Here is a 23047-nt window from a genome sequence, read left to right as displayed (position 1 = left end):
TCAGCGTCCTGCGGCGGCCACCGGCGCGGCGTCGGCCGACACCACGCGTTCGCCCGCTTCCAGGCCTTCCAGCACCTGCGCCTGCACGTTGTTGTTCATGCCGATCTTGACCTGGCGGGTCTCGGTCTGGTTGTTCTTGCCGACCACTCGCACGGCATAGCGGCCGTCTTCGCCGCGCTTGCCCAGGGCCGAGGCCGGCACCACCACCGCGTCGCGGGCCTCGCCCAGCACGATGGACACCTGCGCCGTCATGGAAATGCGCAGCTTTTCTTCGGGGTTGGGCACGTCGAACAGGCCGTTGTAGTACACCGCGGCGCTGGTGGAATTGGAACCGGACGAGGTCAGGGACGCGGTGGCGTCGTCTTTCTGGATCGATTCGGGCGCCGGTTCCACCGCGCGCAGGGTGGCCTGGTAGCGCTGGTCGGGTTCGCCCAGAATGGTGAAGTACACCGGCAGGCCGGGCTTGACCCGGGTCACGTCGGCTTCGGAAATCTGCGCCTTGATGGTCATGGTGGCCACCTGGGCGACCTTGATGATGGTCGGCGCGCTCTGGAACGAGTTCACCGTCTGGCCTTCCTTGGTGACCACGGCGACCACGATGCCGTCGATGGGCGAGACGATGCGGGTGTAGCCCAGGTTGACCTTGGCGGTGTCCACCTGGATTTCGGCCTGCACGATCTGCGCGTCCAGCGACGAGATGTCGGCGCGGGTCACGCCCAGCGTGGCCTCGGCGGTTTCATAGGCCTCGCGCGAGCTGGCGTCGGCCGCCAGCATCTGGCGCTGCCGGCGGAAGGCCAGTTCGGCCTGCTTCAGGGTGGCGACCTTGGCGGCGCGCTCGGCCCGGCGGGTCTGCAAGGCGGCCTGGGCGTTGCGCAGTTCGTTCTGCTGGGTCAGATCGTCGATCTCGGCGACCAGCTGCCCCTTCTTGACGCGGTCGCCCAGCGCCACCTTCAGCGACTTGAGCTGGCCGGTGGCCTGCGCGCCGACGCTCACGCGTTCGATGGCGTCCATCGTGCCGCTGGCCAGCACACTGTCTTCGAGGTTGCCGCGCGTGACTTCGGCCACGGCGAAGGTGGGTGGCGGCGGGGCCGAGAAAAAGACGGCCCGGACGCCATAGGCAATGATCAGGAGAACAACGGCGATGAGGACGTAGCGCTGGACTTTGCTGCGAGGCTTTTTCATTGAACCAGTTCGGATGAGGCGGCGAGGGCATGGCCCGCCACTCGAATAACTAAAAACGGACAGGGCCGGCGGCGCTTGCCCAGACTGCCTGCACATCCTAAACGCTGGTTTGCGCCAAAAGGATGCCCAATCTGTGGCTAAAGGGTGAAAAACGGTAAAGCGGGCCGGGCTAGCGCCGCCGTATCGAATGATTGTTCCGTTGCGTGAACGATACATCTGTTGCAGCGCATTAATGCAACCCGTGTAACCGACCTTGCGGCGAACGTGCCGACATCTTGCCCCAACCCCATCCGACTTGGGCCATAGATGGCGCCTATCTTGTCGCCACTGCCGAAACACGATTGCCGCAGTGCAAAAAAACCGCGCCTCGACATAGCGCGACGATAGGCACAGAATGAATGCAGTTAAGTCGTATCCGTGCCTACTTCGCCCCCTTCCCCCTCTTCAAATCACGCCGCCCCGGAATTTTCCGGGGCGGCGCTGTTGTGCGTGCTGGCCATGCTGAACCACGTGGCGCTCACAGGGGGACGGATCACCGTGTCCCTGACGGCGCTGCAGATGGGCCTGTCCACCTTCAAGGTGGGCACGCTGATCGCCGTGTTTGCCGTGCTGCCGATGCTGTTTTCGGTGCGCGCCGGCCGCTGGGTCGACCGGGTCGGCATCGTGCGCCCGCTGGTCACCGGCACCACGCTGGTGGTGATCGGCACCGCGCTGCCCTTCGTGTCGCAGACCCAGTTCGCGCTGCTGATCGCGTCCTGTTCCATCGGCATCGGCTTCATGCTGCACCAGGTGGCCACCCAGGACCTGCTGGGTCACGCCGAACCCACGCAGCGCCTGCGCAATTTCTCGTACATGTCGCTGGCCCTGGCGGGATCGGGGTTTTCGGGGCCACTGATCGCCGGCCTGGCGATCGACCACCTGGGCACCCGGCTGGCCTTCGGCCTGCTGACGCTGGGTCCGCTGCTGTCGGCGGCCGGGCTGTACACCTTGCGTCACCAATTGAAGGCGGTCGATTCGCTGCTGGCCGGCGCCAAGGAAGCCCAGCGCCGCCGCGTGACGGAACTATTGGCCGTGCCGGCGCTGCGCCGCATCCTGATGGTCAACACCATCCTGTCCGGCGCCTGGGACACCCACCTGTTCGTGGTGCCCATCTTCGGCATCGCGATCGGCCTGTCCGCCACCACCATCGGCGTCATTCTTGCTTCCTTCGCGGCGGCAACGTTCATCATCCGCCTGGTATTGCCGCTGATCCAGCGCCGCGTGCGGTCCTGGACGCTGGTGCGCGTGGCCATGGCCACCGCCGCCATCGACTTCATGCTTTACCCGCTGTTCACCGACGTTAGCGTCCTGATCGTGCTGTCGTTCATCCTGGGGCTTGCGCTGGGGTGCTGCCAACCGAGTATGCTTTCACTGCTGCACCAGCATTCGCCGCCGGGCCGCGCTGCCGAAGCCGTGGGCCTGCGGATGGCGCTGATCAACGGTTCGCAGGTGTCCCTGCCGCTGACCTTCGGCGCGCTGGGTGCGGTCATCGGCGTCGCCCCGCTGTTCTGGGCCTATTCCGTGGCCCTGATGGCCGGAGGCTGGGCCAATCGCAACCCCCCGCTCGAGTCTGACCGGAAACCGTAGTCGTGAACACGCAGTCCCCTCCTTCCGCCGCCGGCATTGCCGGCGCCAGCCTGCCCTTTCGCCTGTGGACGCCCGAAGAACGCCAGGCGTCGCTTGCCACTGCGCTGCAACATTGGCAGGCCGGCGAGGACGTCTGGGTCTATGGGTACGGATCCCTGGTCTGGCGCCCCGATTTCGATTTCGAAGAGCGTCGCCTCGCCACCCTGCACGGCCATCACCGGGCGCTGTGCCTGTGGTCGCGCGTCAACCGCGGCACGCCCGAATGCCCTGGCCTGGTATTCGGCCTGGACCGCGGCGGCTCATGCCGCGGTGTGGTCTACCGCCTGGCGGGCGGCCAGGTGCCGACGTATTTCCCGGCCCTGTGGGACCGCGAGATGTCCACCGGCGCCTACCTGCCCCGCTGGCTCAACTGCACCACCGAGGCCGGCACCGTCAAAGCGCTGGTATTTGTCATGAACCGCGCCAATCCGGCGTACATCCGCGCCCTGCCCGAACCCGAGCTGCTGGCCATCGTGCGCCGCGCCGCCGGCCGCTACGGTCCCTGCACCGAATACGTAGTGCAGACGGCCCAGGCGCTGCGCGCGGCCGGCATCCATGACGCCCGCCTGGACGCCATCGCCCGCCGCCTCGAACAGGACGGCCGGCCGTTGCCCGAAGGCGCCTAGGGCGGCCAGCGGCGCACCTCGGCCCGCATCGGACCGGAAACTTGCCCGGACCCTGCGCGGGGTCAATAAGGGAGGCATCCCAGCGGCGGTATAAACTGCTTGTTATCAACGCTGAATCAAACGCCCCATGTCTGTCTCAGATCTGCGTCAAAGCTACGACAAGAACGTGCTGCTGGAAAGCCAGGCCGCCGCCTCGCCGTTCGAGCAATTCACCCGCTGGTTCGACGAGGCCCTGGCCGCCAAGGTCCCCGAGCCCAACGCCATGACCCTGGCCACGGTCGATGCCGACGGCCAGCCCAGCGCGCGCATCGTCCTCATCAAGGGGTTCGACGAGCACGGTTTCACGTTCTTCACCAATTACGAATCCCGCAAGGGCACCGACCTTGCCGCCGAGCCGCGCGCCTGCCTGCTGTTCTTCTGGCAGCCGCTGGAACGCCAGGTGCGCATCGAGGGCGTGGTGGAAAAGGTCGCGGCCGAAGAATCGGACGCCTACTACCACAGCCGCCCGGCCGGCTCGCGCATCGGCGCCTGGGCCTCGCGCCAGAGCCAGCCGATCACCCGCGCCGAGCTCGAAGCCCGCGAACTGGAATTCCGCGAGCGCTACGGCGACCAGCCGCCGCGCCCGCCGCACTGGGGCGGTTACCGCCTCAAGCCCACTTCCCTGGAATTCTGGCAAGGCCGGCCCTCGCGCCTGCACGACCGCCTGCGCTATGTCGCCGACGGCCAAGGCTGGAAGATCGAACGCCTGTCGCCTTGACGCCGCCGGGCGCCGTGCGCGGCGCCCGCTCCCTCCCTTATCTGCATGCCCGCCTCCTCCCCTGATTTCGACGCTGCTTTCTTTCGCACCGCGCTGGGCCGCTACGCCACCGGCGTCACGGTCGTGACCACTTCCGACCTCGATGGCGCGCCCATCGGGCTCACGGTCAGCTCGTTCAACTCGGTTTCGCTGAACCCGCCGCTGGTGCTCTGGAGCCTGTCGCGCAATTCCTCGTCGCTGGCCGCCTTCGAGCAGTGCCAGCGCTACGTGGTCAACGTGCTGGGGGCCGAGCAGATCGCCCTGGCGCGGCGCTTTGCCACCGGCAAGACGCCCGACCGCTACAACGGCCTGACGGTGCACCATGCGCCGGGCGGCACGCCGATGCTGGACGGCCACTGCGCCGCCTGGTTCGAATGCCACAACCGCAGCCGCTACGTCGAAGGAGATCACGTCATCATGGTCGGAGAAGTCGAGCGTTGCGGCCACAGCGGCGAACCGCCCCTGGTGTTCCATGCGGGCGGTTTCGACCTGACCCCGGCCGGCGCCCGCGCCGGCAAGACGCCATGAGCGCCGATATCGATTGCGTGGTGATCGGCGCCGGCGTGGTCGGCCTGGCCATCGCGCGCGCACTGGCCCAGTCCGGCCGCGAAGTGCTGGTGGCCGAAGCCACCGAGGCCATCGGCACCGGCACCAGCTCGCGCAATTCCGAAGTCATCCATGCGGGCATCTATTACCCGGCAGGCAGCTTGAAGGCCCGCCTGTGCGTGCGCGGCAAGCACCTGCTGTACGCCTATTGCGCCGAACGCGGCATTCCGCACCGGCGCCTGGGCAAGCTGATCGTCGCGACTACCGCCGAACAGGCCACCCAGCTCGAAGGCATTGCCCAGCGCGCCCGCGCCAACGGCGTGGACGACCTGCAATTCATTTCCGGCGAAGACGCCATGCGGCTGGAGCCGGCGCTGCAATGCACGGCCGCGCTGGTGTCGCCGTCCACCGGCATCGTCGACAGCCACGCGCTGATGCTGGCCTTCCAGGGCGATGCCGAAAACGCGGGCGCCCAATGCGTGTTCCACACGCCGCTGGTGTCCGGCCGGGTCCGCCCCGAAGGCGGCTTCGAATTGCAGTTCGGCGGCGATGACGCCATGAACCTGACCTGCAACGTGCTGATCAATTCGGCCGGCCTGCAGGCGCCGGCACTGGCCCGCCGCATCGACGGCGTGCCGCCCGCCACCATTCCCACCGATTACCTGTGCAAGGGCAGCTATTTCACGCTGGCCGGCCGCGCCCCGTTCTCGCGCCTGATCTACCCGGTGCCGCAGCACGCCGGCCTGGGCGTGCACCTGACGCTGGACATGGGCGGCCAGGCCAAGTTCGGCCCCGACACCGAATGGGTCGGCACCGAGGACTACACCATCGATCCGGCCCGCGCCGACGTGTTCTACGCCGCCGTGCGCAGCTACTGGCCGGCGCTGCCCGACGATGCCCTGACGCCGGGCTATACCGGCATCCGTCCCAAGATTTCCGGCCCGCACGAACCGGCCGCCGATTTCGTCATCGCCGGCCCCGCCGTGCATGGCGTGCCCGGCCTGGTGAACCTGTTCGGCATAGAATCGCCAGGCCTGACGTCCAGCCTGGCCCTGGCCGAAGAGACCCTGGCCAGATTGTGAATCTCTGCGTCGCGCGCTGACTGCCCGATGGGCAAGCGCCGAGGCCCCCTCATTCCTTTTCTTTTTCCTCTCAGCCATGCAGCACAACGACTACATCCTGACCCTGTCCTGCCCCGACCGCACCGGCATCGTCTTCCGCGTCAGCGGCCTGTTGTTCGAATTGGGTTGCAACATCCTGGATTCGCAGCAGTTCGGCGACGAGGAAACCGGCCGCTTCTTCCTGCGGGTGCACTTCGACCTGCCCGTGGGCGTAGCCCCCGAGGCCCTGCGCGCCCGGCTGGACGAGGTGTCGGCCGAGTACGGCATGGACCTGCAGCTGCATGACGCCCGCCGCAAGGAACGCCTGCTGATCATGGTCAGCAAGCAGGGCCACTGCCTGAACGATCTGCTGTTCCGCGTGCACAGCGGCCAGCTGCATGCCGAAGTGGCGGCCATCGTGTCCAACCACAACGACTACGCCAGCCTGGCCGCCTCGTATGGCATTCCGTTCCACCACCTGCCCGTCACGCCCGAAACCAAGGCGCAGCAAGAGCAGGACGTGCTGGCGCTGGTGGACCAGTACAGCATCGACCTGGTGGTGCTGGCCCGCTACATGCAGATCCTGTCGGCCGACATGTGCCGCGCGCTGAATGGCCGCGCCATCAACATCCACCACAGCTTCCTGCCCAGCTTCAAGGGCGCGCGCCCGTACCACCAGGCGCATGCGCGCGGCGTGAAGATCATCGGCGCCACCGCCCACTTCGTGACCTCGGACCTGGACGAAGGTCCGATCATCGACCAGGACATCGAGCGCGTGGACCACACGATGACCGCACAAGACCTGACCCAGGTCGGCAGCGACATCGAATCGCTGGTGCTGTCGCGCGCCGTGCGCAGCCATGTCGAACACCGCATCCTGCTGAACCGCAACAAGACCGTGGTGTTCCGCTAGGCATTCCCCCCGCCGCGCTTGGGCGGGGGCATCGCAAGGCCCGACGTTCAGCGTTTCCAGTCGGCGTCCTTGAACCAATTGCGCAGATGTTCCACGATCAGCCTGACCTTGTCAGGCTGATTGCGTCTGGTCTGCACGATGGCGTGGATATCCAGCCCCTGCGGCTCGTAGTTGGGCAGCAGCACGTCCAGCACGCCGTCGGCCAGGTCCTGTTCGACCATGTAGCGCGGATGCATGGAAATGCCGCCGCCGCGCTTGGTCATGTTCAGGATGGCTTCGCCCAAATTCGAATTGAACGACCCGCCCACCCGCACGATGTGGGTATTGGCCTGCGCGTCGGTGAAACTCCATTGCCCCGTGGGGGCCTTCAGGTTGTGCGCCAGGCAGTTGTGCCGTTCCAGGTCTTGCGGGGTTTCCGGCCGTCCGTGGCGCGCCAGGTAGGCGCGCGTGGCCACCACCACCTGCGGCACCACCGTGATCTTGTAGGCGATCTGGTTGGAATCCTTCAGCCGCGGCGCGATGCGCACCGACAGGTCGATGTTCTCGGCGATGAGATCGCTGCGGCCGTCGTCGATCAACAGTGACACCTTGATCGCCGGATAGCGCGCCAGGAAATCCTGGATGGCCGGCACCAGGTGCACCGTGCCGAACGAGGGCGGCGCACCGATGCGGATGCGGCCGCTGGCCGTCAGCACGGGCCCTTGCACCAGTTCCTTCAAGTTCAGCAGGCTTTGCGCCAGCGTATCGGCGTTTTCCAGCAGCAGCCGGCCGCTTTCGGTCAGGCTGACGTGCTTGGTATTGCGGTTGAGCAATTGCACTTCGAAGTGCGCTTCCAGCCAGGCGATCTTCTTGGTGACGGCCGAACGGCTGGACGCCAGGCTGTCGGCCGCCTTGGAAAAGCTGAGGCTCTTGCCGACTTCGACGAACACTTCCAGGCAGTCGATAACGTTCATTCAGGACTCGTGTGTTTCCAAAAAGGAAAAAGCCATTTCCTTTTCTGGTGATTTTTCAGCATAACCGGCGTCACTATACTGGCCGCATGACTTCCGCCCCCTCGCCTTCGTCGCTCCGGCACGGTCCGCGCCCCTTCGATTACCACCTGTTCGGCACGCATGTCTGCTTCGGGGAAGGCGTATCGTCCTTGATAGTAAAGGAACTCGACGCGCTGGGCTGTTCCCGTCCCGCCATCCTGACGCAGGCGCGGATGGCGAATTCCGAGCGCTTTCGCACGCTGTCGGTGGCCTGGCAAGGACTCGACACATTGCAGCTGACCGACGTGCCGAATCATTCGGGCGTGGCGTTTGTGGAAACAGTGGCCGCGAAAATTGCCGACTTTCGCGCCGACTGCCTGATCGCCATCGGCGGGGGCAGCGTGGCCGATACGGCCAAGGCCCTGGCCCTGCTGCTGGCCGAAGGCGGCGCGCTGGCCGATCACGTCACCACGTTCACGCCGCCCGCCACGGTGCACATCCCCCGGCGCGTCAAGCCGCAGCTTCCCATCATCGGACTGCCGACGACGGCCTCGGGCGCCGAAGCCACCTCGTCGTTCGGTGTGCGCGGCGCCGATGGACACAAACTGATGTTCTGGAATCGCCGCGTGGCGGCGGCCACTTTGCTGATCGACCCGCTGCTGTGCGACGACCTGCCGATGGCGCTGCTGCGCGACACCGCCATGAACGGCATCGCGCACGCGGTGGAAGCCCTGTATTCGCTGGGGCATTCGCCGGTGTCGGACTGCGTGGCGGTGCGAGCGATCGACCTGTTCGACGAGGCGCTCGCCACCCGCGCACCGCAAGCCGTTCCCCCCATCGCCCTGCCGGACACCCCGGCCCGCGATGCCGCCCTGCGCGCCGCCATCCTGCAAGCCGCGCACCTGGCCGGCCTGGCCCTGTCGATGGCCCGCAGTTGCCTGCACCACGCCATCTGCCATGTCGTGGCGTCGCGCCAGGGCCTGGCGCATGGCGCGGTCAATCGCGTGATCCTGCCGCACGCGCTGGCGTTCAACGAGGCCGTTGCGGCAGACGCCTTGCGGCCGGCGCTGGATGCGGTGAACCGGCGCGCGCAACGTCCCTATCCGACCCTGTCCGCCTGGGTGGCGGACATCCAGCGCCGCCACGCGATGCCCGCGCGCTTGTCCGACCTGGGCGTGCCCGACACGGCACTGGCGCCGATGGCGGCCGAGATCATGACCGAACGCGGCCTGGCGCTGAACCCGCGGCCGCTTGCCGATGCGGCCGACGTGCTCGGCATCTTGCGGGCCGCGTTCTGAAACCCATTGACACCCCCAGGCGCCCCGCGCGGACGCCAGACCCATTCCACAGACAGGAGACATCATGAAGATCGTTGCAGGGGCAGGCTCGCTGGGCGCCCGCATTCTGGAAATCGACCTGGCGCAGCCGCTGGCCGACGCCGACTACCGCGGCATCGAAGCCGCGCTGGGCCGGCATGGCGTGGTGAGCTTTCCGCGGCAGACGCTGGACGCGCATCACTTGAAGGCCTTTTCCGAGCGCTTCGGCACGCTGGAACTGAACGTGGCGAACATGTACTTCGAGCCGGGCCTGCCGGAAGTGATGATCCTGTCGAACATGGTGGAAAACGGCAAGCCGGTGGGCCTGAGCGATGCCGGCCAGGACTGGCACACCGACATGTCCTACAGCCGCACCATCGCGTTCAGCAACGTGCTGTACGGCATCCGCATTCCGATGCGCGACGGCAAGTCGCTGGGCAATACCGAGTTCTGCAACATGCACGCCGCCTACGACGACCTGCCCGAGGCGCTGAAGACCGAGCTGGACGGCATGACCATCACGCACGACTTCAACAAGTTCTGGGAAATGATGCGCCGGGAAAAAGGCAGCAGCCGCCCGCCGCTGACCGATGAGCAAAAGCGCCGCAAGCCGCCGGTTTCGCACCCCGTGTTCCTGACGCATCCCATCACGGGCCGCAAGGTGCTGTACGCCAACCCGGGCTATTCCGTGAAGATCAACGAGCTGCCCCCCGCGCGCAGCGACGAGGTGCTGGATTTCCTGTTCAAGCACCAGTTGCAGGAAAAGTACCGCTATCGCCACCAGTGGCAGGAAGGCGACGTGCTGATGTGGGACAACATGGGCACCATCCACAACGCCGTGGCCGACTACCGGCCCGACGAGCCGCGCCTGATCAAGCGCTGCCAGGTCATGGCCGACCGGTACTTTCCCGACCTGTACTGATACGGCCATACCGATATCCATCAAAAAACAAGGAGGAGACATCATGAAGAAAAACACCCTGACCCAGCTGTTCTGTGCCGCGCTGATCCTGGCCGGCGCCGCCGCGCCCGCCCAGGCCGACGAGTACCCGTCGCGCCCCATCCGCATGCAGGTGGGCTATGCGGCGGGCGGCCCCACGGACGTGATCGCGCGCATTCTGGCCAAGCAGATGTCGGAAAGCCTGAAGACTTCGGTGGTGGTCGAGAACAAGCCGGGCGCCAGCGCGTCCATCGCGGCCAGCGACGTGATGCGTTCGGAACCCGACGGCTACAAGGTGCTGGTGACCTCGCTGACGCTGAACGTGAACCCGCTGCTGTACCCGGACCGCTACAACTACGATGCGGTCAAGGACTTCACGCCCATCAGCAACTTCGCCAAGCTGCCGATGGTGGTGGTGACCTCTTACGGGTCGCCCTACAAGACCATGCAGGAACTGATCGCCGCCGGCCGCGCCAACCCGGACAAGCTCACCTTCGGCTCGTCGGGCATTGGCGGATCGGCCCACCTGGCGGCCGAGATGCTGGGCACCATGACCGGCATGAAGATGATGCACGTGCCGTTCAAGGGCAATGGGCCGGCCTTGCAGGAAATGCTGGCCGGGCGCATCTCGTTCATGTTCTATCCCAGCATCGGCATCGCCAACTACGTGGCGCAGAAGCAATTGCGCGTGCTGGCCATCGGCACCCGGGAACCACAGCCCGAATTTCCCGGCGTGCCGACGCTGGAAAGCCTGGGCTACCCGGGCTTCGAGGAAGGCGCGTCGTGGGTCGGCATGCTGGCGCCGGCGGGTACGCCCAAGCCCATCGTCGACAAGCTGAACCAGGCCGCCAACGCCGCTCTGGCCAACCCCGAGGTACGCCAGCAACTGGCCTCGCTGGGCGCGCTGGTCGATGGCGGTACGCCCGAGCAGTTCAGCCAGTTCCTGGTGCAGGACCGGGCCCGCTGGGCCGACGTGATCAAGAAAGGCAATGTCAAAGGCGAATGAGCGGGCGCCCGCCGCCCGGAGGCTGACGCCATGACATTGCGACTGGACGATTGCTATTCGATCGAACGCCTGCGCCTGGCCGCCCGCGCGCGCCTGCCGCGGCCGATCTTCGATTTCTTCGACGGCGGCGCCGAAGATGAAATTACGCTGCGCGAGAACGTCGACGCGTTCCAGCGCCTGAGGCTGTCGCCCCGGGTGCTGCGCGATGTGTCGCAGGTGGACATGGCGGCGCCTTTCGTGGGCGCGCCCGCGGCGCTGCCCTGCGCCATCGGCCCCACCGGCGCGGTGGGCTTCGGCTGGCGCGGCGGCGACGTGGCGCTGGCGCGGGCCGCGGCGCAGGCCGGCATTCCGTATGCGCTGTCCACGTCGGCCACGGCGTCGATCGAAGAAATCGCCGACCAGGCGCCAGGCCGGCTCTGGTTCCAGGCCTACATCCTGCAGGACAAGGCGCGGCTGACCGATCTGATCAGCCGGGCCGCCGTGGCCGGCTACGAGGCGCTGGTGATCACCGTGGACCTGCCGGTGGGCGGCAAGCGCGAACGCGACCTGGCGCACGGCCTGGGCTTTCCCATGAAGCTCACGCCACGCAACGTCTGCCAGTTCGCGCGCCGGCCGGCGTGGTCGCTGGACATGCTGCTGCGGCGCCCGCCCGTCATGCCCAGCCTGGCGGGCCTGGCCGGGCGCACTGCCGACCGCCGCGCGATGAAGTCCGTTGCCGGCCGCAACTATGACCCCGCCTTCGATCTGGACGACCTGGCGCGGCTGCGCGACGGCTGGAAGGGCCGGCTCATCGTCAAGGGCGTGGTCAACGGGCTGGACGTGGATGCCATCGTCGGCCTGGGCGCCGACGCGCTGGTGGTGTCCAACCACGGCGGCCGCCAGCTCGACACCGGCATCGCGTCGCTGGCCGCCCTGCCCGAGGTACTGGCCGCCGCCCGCGGCCGGGTGCCGGTGCTGCTGGACGGCGGCGTGCGCCGCGGCAGCGACATCTTCAAGGCGCTGGCGCTGGGCGCAGCCGGCGTGCTGACCGGGCGCGCCACGCTCTACGGCGTGCTGGCGGGCGGCCACCCTGGCGCGTGCAAGGCCTTGCAGATCCTGCGCGACGAACTGCAGCGCACCATGCAGCTGTGCGGCGCGCGCCGCCTGGCCGATATCAACGACGACATGCTGAGGACAGTATCCCCATGAACGACACCCTGGCCCTGTGCCACAACCAGGTCATGGCGTTTTTCCGCGACCTGGACGACAACCGCTACGCCGACCTGGTGCAGCGCCTGGCGCCCGACGGCGTCTGGCTGCGCCAGGGCCTGACCCTGGCCGGCCGCGAGGCGACGCTGCAGGCGCTGTCGCGGCGCTCGACCACCCAGCGCATCCACCACCTGATCTGCAATCTGGTGGCCGACGGCCAGGATGGGGCCGACCGATGCACGATGCGCGCCTACATGCTGGTCGTGCGCCACGACAGCGGCGCACCGCTGACCGGCCCAGCGCCGCTGACGGGCATCGAGAACATCCGCACCACGCACATCGAACTGGCCCGCCGCGACGGGCAATGGCTGATCACCCGTCTGGCCAACGACGAACCCAGTTTCGCCGCCCCGGCGGCTTGAAGGAACCCACCATGAAATGGATACGCGGCAGCCAAGGCGGCAAGACGTTCTACGGCATTCTGGAAGACGACCGCGTCACCCCGGTGCAGGGCGACCCGTTCAATGGCTATGAAAAGCGCGGCGAGACGCTGCGCCTGGAAGACCTGCGGCTGGAAGTACCGGTAGTGCCGCCCACGTTCTACTGCGTCGGCCTGAACTACATCAAGCACATCGGCACCGAGGGCAAGCAGATTCCCACGCAGCCGGACGTCGGCTACCGCGCCAACAATGCGCTGGTGGCGCACGGGCAGGACGTTCTCATGCCCGCCGACGCCACCCGGGTGCACTACGAGGGCGAACTGGTGGTGGTGATCGGCAAGCAGGCGCGCAACCTCAGCCCCGCCGAGGCCCGCGCCTGCATCCTGGGCTACACCATCGGCAACGACGTCAGCGAACGCAACTGGCAGGCGTCGGACCGCACCTTCTGGCGCGCCAAGAACAGCGACACCTTCAAGCCCATGGGGCCCTGGATCGAGACCGACGTCGACCTGGCGCGCATGGAGACGGTGGTGCGCGTGAACGGCCGCGAAACCACCCGCTTCGGCACGAACGACATGCTGTTCGGCGTGGACGCCTTCATCAGCACGATGAGCCGCTACCTGACCCTGTACCCCGGCGACATCCTGTGGATGGGCACCGACGGGCATTCACCGGACCTGCAGGACGGCGACGTGGTCGACGTGTCCTTGACCGGGCTGGGCACGCTGACGAACCGCTTCGTGCGGCAGGCCGGCTAGCGTCAACAGGCCCTAGCCGCCGGGAAACTGGCGCTGCACCAGCGCCAGCGCCTTGTCCTGCAAGGGTGAACGATCGGCGTCCGGCCAGATCACCTGGCTGACCGAGCGCGCCTGGTGCTCGAACGCGATGAAGCGCGTGCCCGCCAGGCCGCTGCGCGACAGGCAGGCCGGCACGATCGACACGCCCAGCCCCTGCGACACCAGCGAGGCCACGCTGAGCCAGTGGCGCACCTCGTGGCGAACCACCGGCATGAAGCCCGCCCCCACGCACAGCGACAGCACGGTTTCGTAATAGCTGGGCGAGGCGGCCCGGGCGAAGAACACGAAATCGTCGGTGGCCAGTTCCGCCAGCCGCAACGAACGCCGCCGGGCCAGCGGGTGGCTGTCGGGCAGGCACACCACGAACGGCTCGGCCAGCAGGTCGCGCGCGGCCACCCCGGCCGGCACCGGATTGGCATGGATGAAGCCCAGGTCCTGTTCGCCACGCCGCACGGCCTCGATCTGCTCATGCGAATTCTGCTCGGTCAGCACGTGCTCGACGTCCGGCAGTTCGGCGCGCATGGCCGCCAGCAGCGCCGGCAGGCCGCGATACAGCATCGACCCCACGAAGCCGATGCGCAGCCGCCCGCGCAGGCCGGCGTCCACCCGCTGCACCAGCGTGCGCACGTCTTCGGCCTGGCGCAGGAGCGTCAGGGCCTCGCGGTACAGCACCTGGCCGGCCGCGGTCAGTTCCACCTGGCGGCTGGTGCGCGCCAACAGCCGCGCGCCGACGTTGTCTTCCAGCTGGCGGATGGCGTAGCTGAGCGGCGGCTGCGAAATGTGCAGGCGCGCCGCCGCCCGGCTGAAGTGGCGTTCTTCGGCCACGGCGATGAAATAGCGCAACAGGCGCGGGTCCAGGTCCATCGGTCTCCTCCCTGGGCGGCGCGCGCAGCGCCATCCGAGATCCATATTTTTTTTGGATAGGTCTACACCAAAACGGTATTTGTATAGATTAATCCATCGTCGCACCATGCCAGGCAACCCCTACCCCAGCAGGATGCCGCCATGGATACCCCCGCCCAGCCCGCCGCCCCGGTTTCGGCCACGCCCGTTCCGGATTCCCGCGGCCTGAACCTGTTTCGCGCCGACCCCTATGCCGCGCCGCTGGCCCGGCGCTACCTGCCCGCCGCGCTGCATGCGCACCTGCTGCCGCACCTGGACCGCCTGGGCGAACTGGCCGGCGGCCGCATGGACGAGCTGGCGGCCACGGCCGACAAGCATCCGCCCACCCTGTCGGTGCGCAGCCGCGCCGGGGCCGACGAATCGCGGGTGGACAAGCACCCGGCCTACGTCGAACTGGAACGCCTGGCCTACAGCGAATTCGGCCTGGCGGCCCTGTCGCACCGGGGCGGCGTGCTGGGCTGGCCGGAACCCATGCCGGCCGCCGCCAAATACGCGCTCAGCCACCTGTTCGTGCAGGCCGAGTTCGGCCTGTGCTGCCCGGTCAGCATGACCGATTCCCTGGCCCGCACGCTGCGCAAGTTCGGCGACCCGGCGTTGGTGGAACGGGTGCTGCCGCAGGTCACCAGCCAGGATTTCGACACCCTGCGCCAGGGCGCCATGTTCATGACCGAGCAAGGCGCCGGGTCCGACGTCAGCGCCACCGAAGTCACCGCCCAGCGCCAGGAAGACGGCACCTGGCGCGTATCCGGCGACAAGTGGTTCTGCTCCAACCCCGACGCCGGCTTTGCCATGGTGCTGGCGCGCAGCGAAGCCGAGCCGGGCCTGAAGGGCGTGTCGCTGTTCCTGTTGCCGCGCGACCTGGAAGACGGCACGCACAACCGCTACCGCATCCTGCGCCTGAAGGACAAGCTGGGCACGCGCTCGATGGCCAGCGGCGAGATCCGGCTGGAAGGCGCCACGGCCTGGCTGGTGGGCGAACGCGGCAAGGGCTTCAAGCACATGGCCGACATGATCAACAACTCGCGCCTGTCCAACGGCATGCGCGCGGCCGGCCTGATGCGCCGCGCGGTCACCGAGGCCGTCTACGTCTCGCAGCACCGCCGCGCCTTCGGCAAGCGCCTGATCGACATGCCGCTGATGCAGCGCCAGCTGGTCAAGATGACCGTGTGGGCCGAACAGGCGCGCAGCGTCATGTTCCAGACGGCGCGCGCGCTGGCCGACGCCGACCAGGGCGGCGGCGATCCCGCGCTGGCCCGCATCCTGACGCCGCTGATCAAGTTCCGCGCCTGCCGCGACGCACGCAAGGTCACCGGCGACGCCATGGAAGTGCGCGGCGGCTGCGGCTATATCGAAGAATGGACCGAACCGCGGCTGGTGCGCGACGCCCACCTGGGCTCGATCTGGGAAGGCACCAGCAACATCGTGGCGCTGGACGTGCTGCGGGCCATCAAGAAAGAAGGCTCGCTGCCCGCGCTGCGCCGCCACATCGACCACTTGCTGGCCGACGGCCTGCCCTGCCCGCCCGAACTGGCCGACACCCAGGCCCGCGCGCTGGAACAGACCTATGCGCTGGCCGAGCACGCCGCCCAGGGTGACCGCGCCGAACTGGCGCGCCAGGCCGCCGCGCTGCTGTACCACGCGGTGTCGATGGCGGCGCTGCGCTGGGAAGCGGCCGGCGATGGCCTGGCCAGCCGTGCCTTGCTGGCCGACCAGGTGCTGCAGCATCGCCTGGCGCCGCGCGATCCCTACGCCATTGCCGCCGACGAAAGCGCCGCCTGCCGCGGCATCCTGCAGTACGCGCTGTAGGCTGGCGCCCTTTGCCGCACTCGTAGCAGGACGGGTGTGGAAGCTTTACCTGGCGATGCGGCATGGCCCGCATGCCTGTTCGACCCACGACGCCGGCGGCACAGTCGGCGCGCCCCTACCACTGGAGACTTCCATGAAACGCTTGTTCACTCCCCTGCTGCTGGCCGCAGCCGCGCTCACGGCCGGCGCCGCGCCCGCGCTGGCCGCCGATGCCTACCCATCCCGCCCCGTCACGCTGGTGGTGCCCTTCCCGCCCGGCGGCCCCACCGATGCCCTGGCCCGCCGCCTGGCCGAAAAGTTGAAGACGCCGCTGGGCCAGACCGTGATCGTCGAGAACCGCGCCGGCGCGGGCGGCAATATCGGGTCCGAATACGTGGCCGCCGCCAAGCCGGACGGCTACACCATCCTGTTCGGCACGTCCGGGCCGCTGGCCATCAACGTCAGCCTGTACAAGAACCAGGGCTACAACCCCGAGACCAGCTTCGCGCCCATCATCCGCATCGGCCACCTGCCCAACATCCTGGTGGTGAACCCGTCGGTGCCCGCCAACAACGCGCAGGAACTGATCGCCTACGCCAGGAAGAACCCGGACAAGCTCAGCTATGCCTCGTCCGGCAACGGCGCGTCGTCGCACCTGGCGGGCATCCTGTTCAACCAGATGGCCGGCACCCAGGTCATGCATATCCCCTACAAGGGCACGGGGCCGGCGCTGAACGACCTGCTGGGCGGACAGGTGTCGATGTCGTTCACCGACATCCTGACCGCGCTGCCGTACATCAAGGCCGGCAAGCTGCGCGCCATCGGCCTGGCCAGCGCGCAGCGCTCAGACGCCCTGCCCGACCTGCCGACGCTGTCCGAGCAAGGACTGAAGGGCTACGACGTCAGCGTGTTCTTCGGCATCGTCGCGCCCAAGGACACGCCCGCCGCGGTGACGGCCAGGCTGAACCAGGCGTTCCAGACCGCGCTGGCCGACCCCGCCATCGAACAGACCCTGCGCAGCCAGGGCATCGTGCGGGCCGAAGACCAGACCCCGCAAGGCCTGTCCGCCTTCATCGCCACCGAAGTGCCCAAGTGGCGCACGCTCATCCAGAGCGCCCACGTTTCCATCGACTGACCCCGAGGCTCCATGGCTCCACAGCTTCCCGATGCCGGCGCCCTGGCCGGCTGCAAAGTGATCGACCTGTCCCGCGTGCTGGGCGGCCCCTACTGCACCCAGATCCTGGCCGACCACGGCGCCGACGTGCTCAAGATCGAGCCGCCCGGCGGCGACGAGACACGCGGCTGGGGTCCGCCTTTCCTGGGCGACACGGCCTCGTACTTCGTCGGCGTCAATCGCAACAAGCGCGGCATGACGCTGGACCTGTCGCAAGCCGCGGGCCAGGAACTGCTGCGCCACCTGCTGGCCGATGCCGATGTGCTGGTCGAGAACTTCAAGCCCGGCACGCTGGAAAAGTGGGGCCTGGGCTACGACACGCTGAGCCAGCAGTTTCCCCGGCTGGTGCACTGCCGCGTCAGCGGCTTCGGCGCCGACGGCCCGCTGGGCGGCCTGCCCGGCTACGACGCCTGCGCGCAAGCCATGTGCGGCCTGATGAGCGTGAACGGCGAGGCCGACGGCGAAGCCACCCGCGTGGGCCTGCCGGTGGTGGACATGGTGACGGGCCTGAACGCCGCGGTGGCGATCCTGCTGGCGCTGAACGAACGCGTGCGCAGCAACCTGGGCCAGTTCCTGGACATCACGCTGTACGACTGCGCGCTGTCGCTGCTGCATCCGCACGCGCCCAACTATTTCTACAGCGGCAAGACGCCGGGCCGCAGCGGCAACGCGCATCCCAACATCGCGCCCTACGAAACACTGCCCACCGCCAGCGGCCCGATCTTCCTGGCGGTCGGCAACAACCGCCAGTTCGCCCAGCTGGCGCAGGTGCTGGGCGCGCCCGGCCTGGCCGACGACCCGCGTTACGCCGCCAACGCCGACCGCCTGGCAAACCGCCCGGCGCTGCGCGACGACCTGGCGGCGCTGCTGGCCCGCCACGAGGCCGCCGCGCTGGCCGACCGCCTGCTGCGCGCCGGCGTGCCGGCCGCCGCCGTGCAGACCGTGGACCAGGCGTTGGCGCATCCGCACACCCGGCACCGCGGCATGGTGCTGGAACAAGGCGACTACCGCGGCGTGGGTTCGCCCATCAAGCTGTCGCGCACGCCGGCCACGTTGCGCCGGCTGCCACCGGATCTGGCGCCGCCGACCGACTGAGCTCGTTGCGGTCTGCTTGCTGCGGCCTGCTTGCTGCGGTCTGCTGGCTGCGATCTGCTGGCTGCGATCTGCTTGCTGCGGCCTGCCTGCCATGGCTCGTCCTGCCCGTCACGTTCGCTTCATCGCCCACCTTGCGTGGGCGTTTTCATGTCCTCGCAGCCTCTCTTGCATGTTTTTCATGCACAGACAATTCGTTGCATCACTGTTGCATTGCCCGGCGTCCGGCCGATTTAGACTTTTTCCGTACCTCGGGCCGGCTGCAATGGCAGGCCCTGGCGTTGCCCTGGCGCGACTCCCCATCGAAAGAGAACAAGGAGAAAGACTATGGCTACGAATGCTGCCAGCGGCGATGCGCCGCAAGAGAACGCCCCGCTCAAGCGGGTGATGGGACCCAAGCTGCTGTTGCTGTTCATCGTCGGCGATATTCTCGGCACCGGCGTGTATGCGCTGACCGGCCAGGTGGCCAAAGAAGTGGGCGGCGCCGCCTGGCTGCCCTTCCTGGTGGCGTTCGGCGTGGCGCTGCTGACCGCGCTGTCCTATCTGGAACTGGTGACCAAGTACCCGAAAGCGGCCGGGGCGGCGCTGTATGTGCACAAGGCCTTCGGCGTGCACTTTCTGACCTTCATCGTCTGCTTCACCGTGATGTGTTCGGGCCTGACATCGGCCGCGACCGCCTCGCAAGCCTTTGCCGCCAATATGTTCGCGGCCTTCGGCATGGAAGCCGACAAGACCTGGATCACGGTCGGCGCGCTGGGCTTCATGGCGCTGGTGATGCTGGTGAACCTGCGCGGCGCCTCGGAAAGCGTGCGCGCCAACGTGGTGCTGACGCTGATCGAACTGTCAGGCCTGCTGATGGTGATCCTGCTGGGCTTTTACGCCATGTCCGAAGGCCAGGCCGATTTCTCGCGCGTCATCGCCTTCGACACGCCCGAAGACAAGAGCGTGTTCCTGGCCGTCACCTCGGCCACCGCGCTGGCGTTCTTTGCCATGGTCGGCTTCGAGGATTCGGTCAACATGGCCGAGGAAACCCACAACCCCAGCCGCATCTTTCCCAAGGTGATGCTGACGGGCCTGGGGCTGACCGCCGTGATCTACGTGCTGGTGTCGATCTGCGCCGTGGCGCTGGTGCCGGTGGGCGAACTGGCCAGCAGCAGCACGCCGCTGGTGCTGGTGGTCAAGCGCGCCGCGCCCGGCCTGCCGGTGGAATACATCATGCCGGTGATCTCGATGTTCGCGGTCGCCAACTCGGCGCTGATCAACATGATGATGGCCAGCCGCCTTCTGTACGGCATGTCGCGCCAGGGCGTGCTGCCGTCGTTCCTGGCCCACGTGCATCGCCGCAACCAGACGCCCTGGACGGCCATTCTGTTCACCACCGTGCTGGCCTTCGGCCTGATCATCCTGGTGGCGCTGGGCGATTCCGAAGCCATCCGCGCGCTGGGCGGCACCACGGCCTTGCTGCTGCTGGGCGTGTTCGCCTTCGTCAACGTAGCAGTGCTGGTGCTGCGCCGCCACCCGGTCAAGCACGAGCACTTTCGCATCAACCGCGTCGTACCCTGGCTGGGGGCTGCGGCCTGCCTGTTCCTGGTCACGCCGCTGACCGGCCGCGACGTGATCCAGTACCAGGTCGCCGGCTGGCTGCTGCTGCTGGGCGTGGTGATGTGGGGCGTGACCTACCTGGCGCGCCGCAAGGAAGACAAGATGCAGCTGGACCCGGCGGCGCTGGACTGAACCGGCGGGCGGGCCGGCCCGGCCACACGGTGGCAGGCCGGGCCGCCTTGCCCGCCTGAGTCGACTTAGCCGCCTTTCGCCAGCCCTTCGCGCCGCGGGTCGACCCCGCCTTGCAGGCCGTCCGGCGTGATCACGATGCCATGGATGCCGCTGGGAAACTCGGTGATCTTCACCGGGTGCCCCATGCGTTCCAGGGCCGGCGCCAACGCTTCCAGCGCGGTGCCCTTTTCCAGTTCGGTTTCCTTGTTGCGGCTGCCCATGTTGGGCAGCGCCGCCGCGGCCTGGATGTCCAGGCCCCAGTCCAGCACCGCCACCACCGTCTTGGCGACGTAATTGATGATGGCGCTGCCGCCCGGCGAACCCACCAGCAGGTAAGGCTTGCCGTCGCGCAGCACGATCAGCGGCGACATCGCGCTGCGCGGGCGCTTGCCAGGTTCGACGCGATTGGCCACCAGCCGGCCTTCGGGGTCCTTGAACGATGACGAGAAATCGGTCATCTCGTTGTTCAGCAGGAAGCCGCGCACGAAGATCTTGCTGCCGAATTCGTTTTCGATGGTGGTGGTCATGGACAGCGCATTGCCGTCCGCGTCCGCCGCCACCAGGTGGCTGGTCGATGGCTGTTCCAGCGCGTTGTCCTGGCCCAGCGACAGCAGCTTGCCTTCGGGATCGCCGGGCAGCGCCACCTTCATGCTTCGATCCGGCTGGATCAACGCGCCGCGGGCGCGCAGGTAGGCCGGGGCCAGCATGGCGCGCACCGGCACCTTGACGAAGTCGGGGTCGGCCACGTAGAAGTCGCGGTCGGCAAACGCCAGCCGCCCCGCTTCCGAAAAATAGTGCACCGCCTCGACGCTGCCGGGCGCATAGCGCGACAGCGGATACTGTTCCAGCTCGCCCAGCATCTGCAGCACGGCGATCGGGCCGCTGCTGGGCGGGCCCATGCCGCACAGCTGGTAACCGCGATAGGCGCCGCAGACCGGCTCGCGCTCGCGCGCCTGGTAGCCCGCCAGGTCGGCCAGCGCCAGATCGCCCGGCTTGGCGTGGGCATGCACCGCCGCCACGATGTCGCGCGCGATATCGCCTTGATAGAACGCGTCAGCGCCGCCCTGGGCCACGGCGCGCAGCGTGGCCGCGAAGGCCGGGTTCTTCAGCACATGGCCGACAGGCCACGCGGCGCCGTCGGGCGCATAGAAATAGGCGGCGGCCGCCGCCTGGCGCGGCAGTTCCTTGTTGCCCGCCAGCAGCTTGTGCAGGCGCGGCGACACCGCAAAGCCCTGTTCGGCCAGGCGGATGGCCGGCTGGAACAGATCGGCCCACGGCAGCGTGCCCTGGCGCTGGTGCGCCATTTCCAGCCCGCGCAGCAGGCCCGGCACGCCCACCGCCATGCCGTTGTTGACCGACTGCACGAAGGGCAACGGCTTGCCCTCGGCATCCAGGAAGCGGTCGGGGCGCGCGGCGGCCGGCGCGGTCTCGCGGCTGTCGTACGTGACGATGCGGCCTTGCCTGGCCGAGTACACCACCATGAAGGCGCCCCCGCCGATGCCGGACGATTGCGGCTCGACCAGGTTCAGCACCAGTTGCGCCGCGATGGCGGCGTCGACCACGCTGCCGCCCCGGCGCAGCATTTCGTCGCCGGCCTCGGTGGCCAGCGGGTTGGCCGCCACCATCATGAAATGCGGCGCACGCACCAGTTCACGCGCGCGGGTGCCGGTGGCGGCTTCGGGGTTGAGGTCGTCGGTGGCAACGGGCGAACGGGCCCAGGCGGATGGCATCGCGGCCAGCGCGGCGGCGAGCAGGACGGCGGCGCAGGGACGCATGCGCATGACAGACTCCATCGGGTGGCGCCGGCAGGCCGGCATGAGCTTGCATGATAGACAAATCGGCGCGGTCCTTGATACCGCCGCATGCCGTCTCGCCGCGCCGTAGAATGCCGCTTTGCGCCGACTCTTTCCCTTTCCCATGCGCCTGCGCCACATCGAGATCTTCGAAGCGATCCGCCGCACCGGCTCCCTGACGCAGGCCGCGGCGGCGCTGCACATCACGCAGCCGGCCGCCAGCAAGCTGCTGGCCAGCGCCGAGGCGCAACTGGGCTTCAAGCTGTTCGAACGCGTCAAGGGCCGCCTGGTCGCCACCCGCGAGGCCGACATCCTGACGCCCGAGGTCGCCCGCCTGAACCAGGACCTGGACAGCGTGCGCCGCCTGGCCGCCAGCCTGCGCGACCGTCCCCATGCGCACCTGCGGCTGGGCTGCGCGCCGGCGTTGGGCCTGGGCCTGTTGCCGGGCGTGGTGCGCGACAGCCGCCAGGCCCAGCCCGGCCTGACTTTCGACATCCATACCCATCACAGCACCGAACTGGTCAACGGCATGCTGACGCGCGAGCTGGATCTGGCGGTGACCTTCGACACCCGCGACACGCCGGGCCTGACGCGCATCGAGCTGGGCCACACCGAACTGGTGCACCTGAGCGCGCAGCCCGGCCACGGCCCGCTGGCGTTGGCCGACATTGCGGGCGACGCACTGATCCTGCTGGATGCCAGCGATGCGTCCGGCGCGCTGTTGCAGATGGCGCTGGATGCGCAAGGCCTGGCCCCGCGCGCCGCGGTGCGCGTGCAGACGCACTACGTGGCCTGCGCACTGGCCCAGGCGGGCGCGGGAGACGCCATCGTCGATGCGGTCACGGCGCAGGCCATGCTGCGCCCTGGCATGCACCTGCGGCGGCTGGCGCCGATCTTGCAGGTGCCGATTAGCGTGCTGGCGCGCGAGCAGGACCCGTTGTCGGCGCTGCACCGCGACCTGATCGACCGGCTGCGCGGCGCGTGCGAAGCGAGCCAGGCCGCGTTGCACGCCTAGCCACGACGAGCGTACGGCCGCCCAAT

The 23047-nt window shown here is 68.1% G+C and carries 21 protein-coding genes; 17 read left to right on the top strand and 4 right to left on the bottom strand.

Annotation, left to right across the window (positions count from 1 at the left end; genetic code table 11):
- The gene (locus HV798_RS24735) at nucleotides 1–1182 is read right to left on the bottom strand and encodes an efflux RND transporter periplasmic adaptor subunit (protein WP_025136758.1); all 1182 of its coding nucleotides are present in this window, start codon (nucleotides 1180–1182) and stop codon (nucleotides 1–3) included.
- A 417-nt stretch (nucleotides 1183–1599) separates the two neighbouring features.
- Between HV798_RS24735 and HV798_RS24730 the strand changes: the two genes are divergently transcribed.
- The 6 genes from HV798_RS24730 to purU all read left to right on the top strand — a co-directional run bounded on the left by HV798_RS24730 (nucleotide 1600) and on the right by purU (nucleotide 6828).
- Entirely contained in the window at nucleotides 1600–2808 is a 1209-nt protein-coding gene (locus HV798_RS24730) for an MFS transporter (protein ID WP_175190776.1), read from the top strand.
- Between the two features lie 2 nt (nucleotides 2809–2810).
- Entirely contained in the window at nucleotides 2811–3473 is a 663-nt protein-coding gene (locus tag HV798_RS24725; RefSeq protein WP_175190775.1) for a gamma-glutamylcyclotransferase, read from the top strand.
- 127 nt (nucleotides 3474–3600) lie between these two features.
- Nucleotides 3601–4230 carry a pyridoxamine 5'-phosphate oxidase gene (pdxH, locus tag HV798_RS24720; protein WP_175190774.1) on the top strand — a complete coding sequence of 210 codons (630 nt, stop codon included), beginning with the start codon at nucleotides 3601–3603 and terminating at the stop codon, nucleotides 4228–4230.
- Nucleotides 4231–4275: 45 nt separating this feature from the next.
- Nucleotides 4276–4797 (top strand): flavin reductase family protein, encoded by a 522-nt coding sequence (locus HV798_RS24715; protein ID WP_025136754.1) that lies wholly within the window; start codon nucleotides 4276–4278, stop codon nucleotides 4795–4797.
- Nucleotides 4794–5897, top strand: a complete 1104-nt coding sequence (locus HV798_RS24710) for an NAD(P)/FAD-dependent oxidoreductase (protein ID WP_025136753.1) — start codon at nucleotides 4794–4796, stop codon at nucleotides 5895–5897. Before HV798_RS24715 ends, HV798_RS24710 begins: the two co-directional genes overlap by 4 nt.
- A 76-nt stretch (nucleotides 5898–5973) precedes the next feature.
- Nucleotides 5974–6828: a formyltetrahydrofolate deformylase gene (gene purU / locus HV798_RS24705; protein WP_025136752.1), complete on the top strand. Its 855-nt coding sequence runs from the start codon at nucleotides 5974–5976 to the stop codon at nucleotides 6826–6828.
- Nucleotides 6829–6875: 47 nt separating this feature from the next.
- Here purU and HV798_RS24700 read toward each other — a convergent pair whose 3' ends face one another.
- Nucleotides 6876–7781: a LysR family transcriptional regulator gene (locus HV798_RS24700; protein ID WP_175190773.1), complete on the bottom strand. Its 906-nt coding sequence runs from the start codon at nucleotides 7779–7781 to the stop codon at nucleotides 6876–6878.
- 86 nt (nucleotides 7782–7867) lie between these two features.
- Here HV798_RS24700 and HV798_RS24695 point away from each other — a divergent pair, with 86 nt between their 5' ends.
- The 6 genes from HV798_RS24695 (at nucleotide 7868) to HV798_RS24670 (ending at nucleotide 13447) form a co-directional block, all read left to right on the top strand.
- Nucleotides 7868–9097, top strand: a complete 1230-nt coding sequence (locus tag HV798_RS24695) for an iron-containing alcohol dehydrogenase family protein (protein ID WP_175190772.1) — start codon at nucleotides 7868–7870, stop codon at nucleotides 9095–9097.
- Between the two features lie 64 nt (nucleotides 9098–9161).
- A complete protein-coding gene (locus HV798_RS24690) occupies nucleotides 9162–10037 on the top strand; it encodes a TauD/TfdA dioxygenase family protein (RefSeq protein WP_175190771.1) in 876 nt (291 codons plus the stop codon).
- Nucleotides 10038–10080: 43 nt separating this feature from the next.
- Entirely contained in the window at nucleotides 10081–11061 is a 981-nt protein-coding gene (locus HV798_RS24685; protein WP_175190770.1) for a Bug family tripartite tricarboxylate transporter substrate binding protein, read from the top strand.
- A 30-nt stretch (nucleotides 11062–11091) separates the two neighbouring features.
- Complete coding sequence (locus HV798_RS24680; RefSeq protein WP_175190769.1) at nucleotides 11092–12249, top strand: alpha-hydroxy acid oxidase; 1158 nt, start codon at nucleotides 11092–11094, stop codon at nucleotides 12247–12249.
- Entirely contained in the window at nucleotides 12246–12671 is a 426-nt protein-coding gene (locus HV798_RS24675) for a nuclear transport factor 2 family protein (protein WP_175216582.1), read from the top strand. The genes HV798_RS24680 and HV798_RS24675 overlap by 4 nt, the downstream gene beginning before the upstream one ends.
- An 11-nt stretch (nucleotides 12672–12682) precedes the next feature.
- Entirely contained in the window at nucleotides 12683–13447 is a 765-nt protein-coding gene (locus tag HV798_RS24670; protein ID WP_175190767.1) for a fumarylacetoacetate hydrolase family protein, read from the top strand.
- Between the two features lie 12 nt (nucleotides 13448–13459).
- Here HV798_RS24670 and HV798_RS24665 read toward each other — a convergent pair whose 3' ends face one another.
- A complete protein-coding gene (locus HV798_RS24665; protein ID WP_175190766.1) occupies nucleotides 13460–14350 on the bottom strand; it encodes a LysR family transcriptional regulator in 891 nt (296 codons plus the stop codon).
- Nucleotides 14351–14491: 141 nt separating this feature from the next.
- Between HV798_RS24665 and HV798_RS24660 the strand changes: the two genes are divergently transcribed.
- From HV798_RS24660 to HV798_RS24645, 4 genes are all read left to right on the top strand, one after another.
- On the top strand, nucleotides 14492–16195 hold the full coding sequence (locus tag HV798_RS24660) for an acyl-CoA dehydrogenase family protein (protein ID WP_175190765.1): 1704 nt from the start codon (nucleotides 14492–14494) through the stop codon (nucleotides 16193–16195).
- A 133-nt stretch (nucleotides 16196–16328) separates the two neighbouring features.
- The gene (locus HV798_RS24655; RefSeq protein WP_175190764.1) at nucleotides 16329–17309 is read left to right on the top strand and encodes a Bug family tripartite tricarboxylate transporter substrate binding protein; all 981 of its coding nucleotides are present in this window, start codon (nucleotides 16329–16331) and stop codon (nucleotides 17307–17309) included.
- Between the two features lie 12 nt (nucleotides 17310–17321).
- Entirely contained in the window at nucleotides 17322–18443 is a 1122-nt protein-coding gene (locus HV798_RS24650; protein ID WP_175190763.1) for a CaiB/BaiF CoA transferase family protein, read from the top strand.
- A 324-nt stretch (nucleotides 18444–18767) separates the two neighbouring features.
- Complete coding sequence (locus HV798_RS24645) at nucleotides 18768–20174, top strand: APC family permease (protein ID WP_175190762.1); 1407 nt, start codon at nucleotides 18768–18770, stop codon at nucleotides 20172–20174.
- Between the two features lie 65 nt (nucleotides 20175–20239).
- On the opposite strand, the gene ggt is transcribed toward HV798_RS24645, so the two are convergent.
- Nucleotides 20240–21994, bottom strand: a complete 1755-nt coding sequence (gene ggt, locus HV798_RS24640) for a gamma-glutamyltransferase (protein ID WP_175190761.1) — start codon at nucleotides 21992–21994, stop codon at nucleotides 20240–20242.
- Between the two features lie 136 nt (nucleotides 21995–22130).
- On the opposite strand from ggt, the gene HV798_RS24635 reads away from it, so the two are divergent.
- Nucleotides 22131–23021 (top strand): LysR family transcriptional regulator, encoded by an 891-nt coding sequence (locus HV798_RS24635; RefSeq protein WP_175191104.1) that lies wholly within the window; start codon nucleotides 22131–22133, stop codon nucleotides 23019–23021.
- The last annotated feature ends 26 nt before the right edge of the window (nucleotides 23022–23047 follow it).

It is taken from the genome of Achromobacter deleyi, from assembly GCF_902859705.1.
In the GTDB taxonomy this organism is placed as follows: Bacteria; Pseudomonadota; Gammaproteobacteria; order Burkholderiales; family Burkholderiaceae_B; genus Achromobacter; species Achromobacter deleyi.
This window is presented reverse-complemented; position numbering and strand designations above follow the sequence as displayed.

Excerpts from the sequence above, each read along its gene's own strand:
- HV798_RS24735 (WP_025136758.1), bottom strand. The coding sequence starts at position 1,182 with ATGAAAAAGCCTCGCAGCAAAGTCCAGCGCTACGTCCTCATCGCCGTT.
- HV798_RS24655 (WP_175190764.1), top strand. The coding sequence starts at position 16,329 with ATGAAACGCTTGTTCACTCCCCTGCTGCTGGCCGCAGCCGCGCTCACG.
- HV798_RS24665 (WP_175190766.1), bottom strand. The coding sequence starts at position 14,350 with ATGGACCTGGACCCGCGCCTGTTGCGCTATTTCATCGCCGTGGCCGAA.
- HV798_RS24670 (WP_175190767.1), top strand. The coding sequence starts at position 12,683 with ATGAAATGGATACGCGGCAGCCAAGGCGGCAAGACGTTCTACGGCATT.
- HV798_RS24685 (WP_175190770.1), top strand. The coding sequence starts at position 10,081 with ATGAAGAAAAACACCCTGACCCAGCTGTTCTGTGCCGCGCTGATCCTG.
- purU (WP_025136752.1), top strand. The coding sequence starts at position 5,974 with ATGCAGCACAACGACTACATCCTGACCCTGTCCTGCCCCGACCGCACC.
- HV798_RS24700 (WP_175190773.1), bottom strand. The coding sequence starts at position 7,781 with ATGAACGTTATCGACTGCCTGGAAGTGTTCGTCGAAGTCGGCAAGAGC.
- HV798_RS24690 (WP_175190771.1), top strand. The coding sequence starts at position 9,162 with ATGAAGATCGTTGCAGGGGCAGGCTCGCTGGGCGCCCGCATTCTGGAA.
- HV798_RS24715 (WP_025136754.1), top strand. The coding sequence starts at position 4,276 with ATGCCCGCCTCCTCCCCTGATTTCGACGCTGCTTTCTTTCGCACCGCG.
- HV798_RS24695 (WP_175190772.1), top strand. The coding sequence starts at position 7,868 with ATGACTTCCGCCCCCTCGCCTTCGTCGCTCCGGCACGGTCCGCGCCCC.
- HV798_RS24635 (WP_175191104.1), top strand. The coding sequence starts at position 22,131 with ATGCGCCTGCGCCACATCGAGATCTTCGAAGCGATCCGCCGCACCGGC.
- HV798_RS24645 (WP_175190762.1), top strand. The coding sequence starts at position 18,768 with ATGGCTACGAATGCTGCCAGCGGCGATGCGCCGCAAGAGAACGCCCCG.
- HV798_RS24675 (WP_175216582.1), top strand. The coding sequence starts at position 12,246 with ATGAACGACACCCTGGCCCTGTGCCACAACCAGGTCATGGCGTTTTTC.
- HV798_RS24680 (WP_175190769.1), top strand. The coding sequence starts at position 11,092 with ATGACATTGCGACTGGACGATTGCTATTCGATCGAACGCCTGCGCCTG.
- ggt (WP_175190761.1), bottom strand. The coding sequence starts at position 21,994 with ATGCGCATGCGTCCCTGCGCCGCCGTCCTGCTCGCCGCCGCGCTGGCC.
- HV798_RS24650 (WP_175190763.1), top strand. The coding sequence starts at position 17,322 with ATGGCTCCACAGCTTCCCGATGCCGGCGCCCTGGCCGGCTGCAAAGTG.
- HV798_RS24710 (WP_025136753.1), top strand. The coding sequence starts at position 4,794 with ATGAGCGCCGATATCGATTGCGTGGTGATCGGCGCCGGCGTGGTCGGC.
- HV798_RS24660 (WP_175190765.1), top strand. The coding sequence starts at position 14,492 with ATGGATACCCCCGCCCAGCCCGCCGCCCCGGTTTCGGCCACGCCCGTT.
- pdxH (WP_175190774.1), top strand. The coding sequence starts at position 3,601 with ATGTCTGTCTCAGATCTGCGTCAAAGCTACGACAAGAACGTGCTGCTG.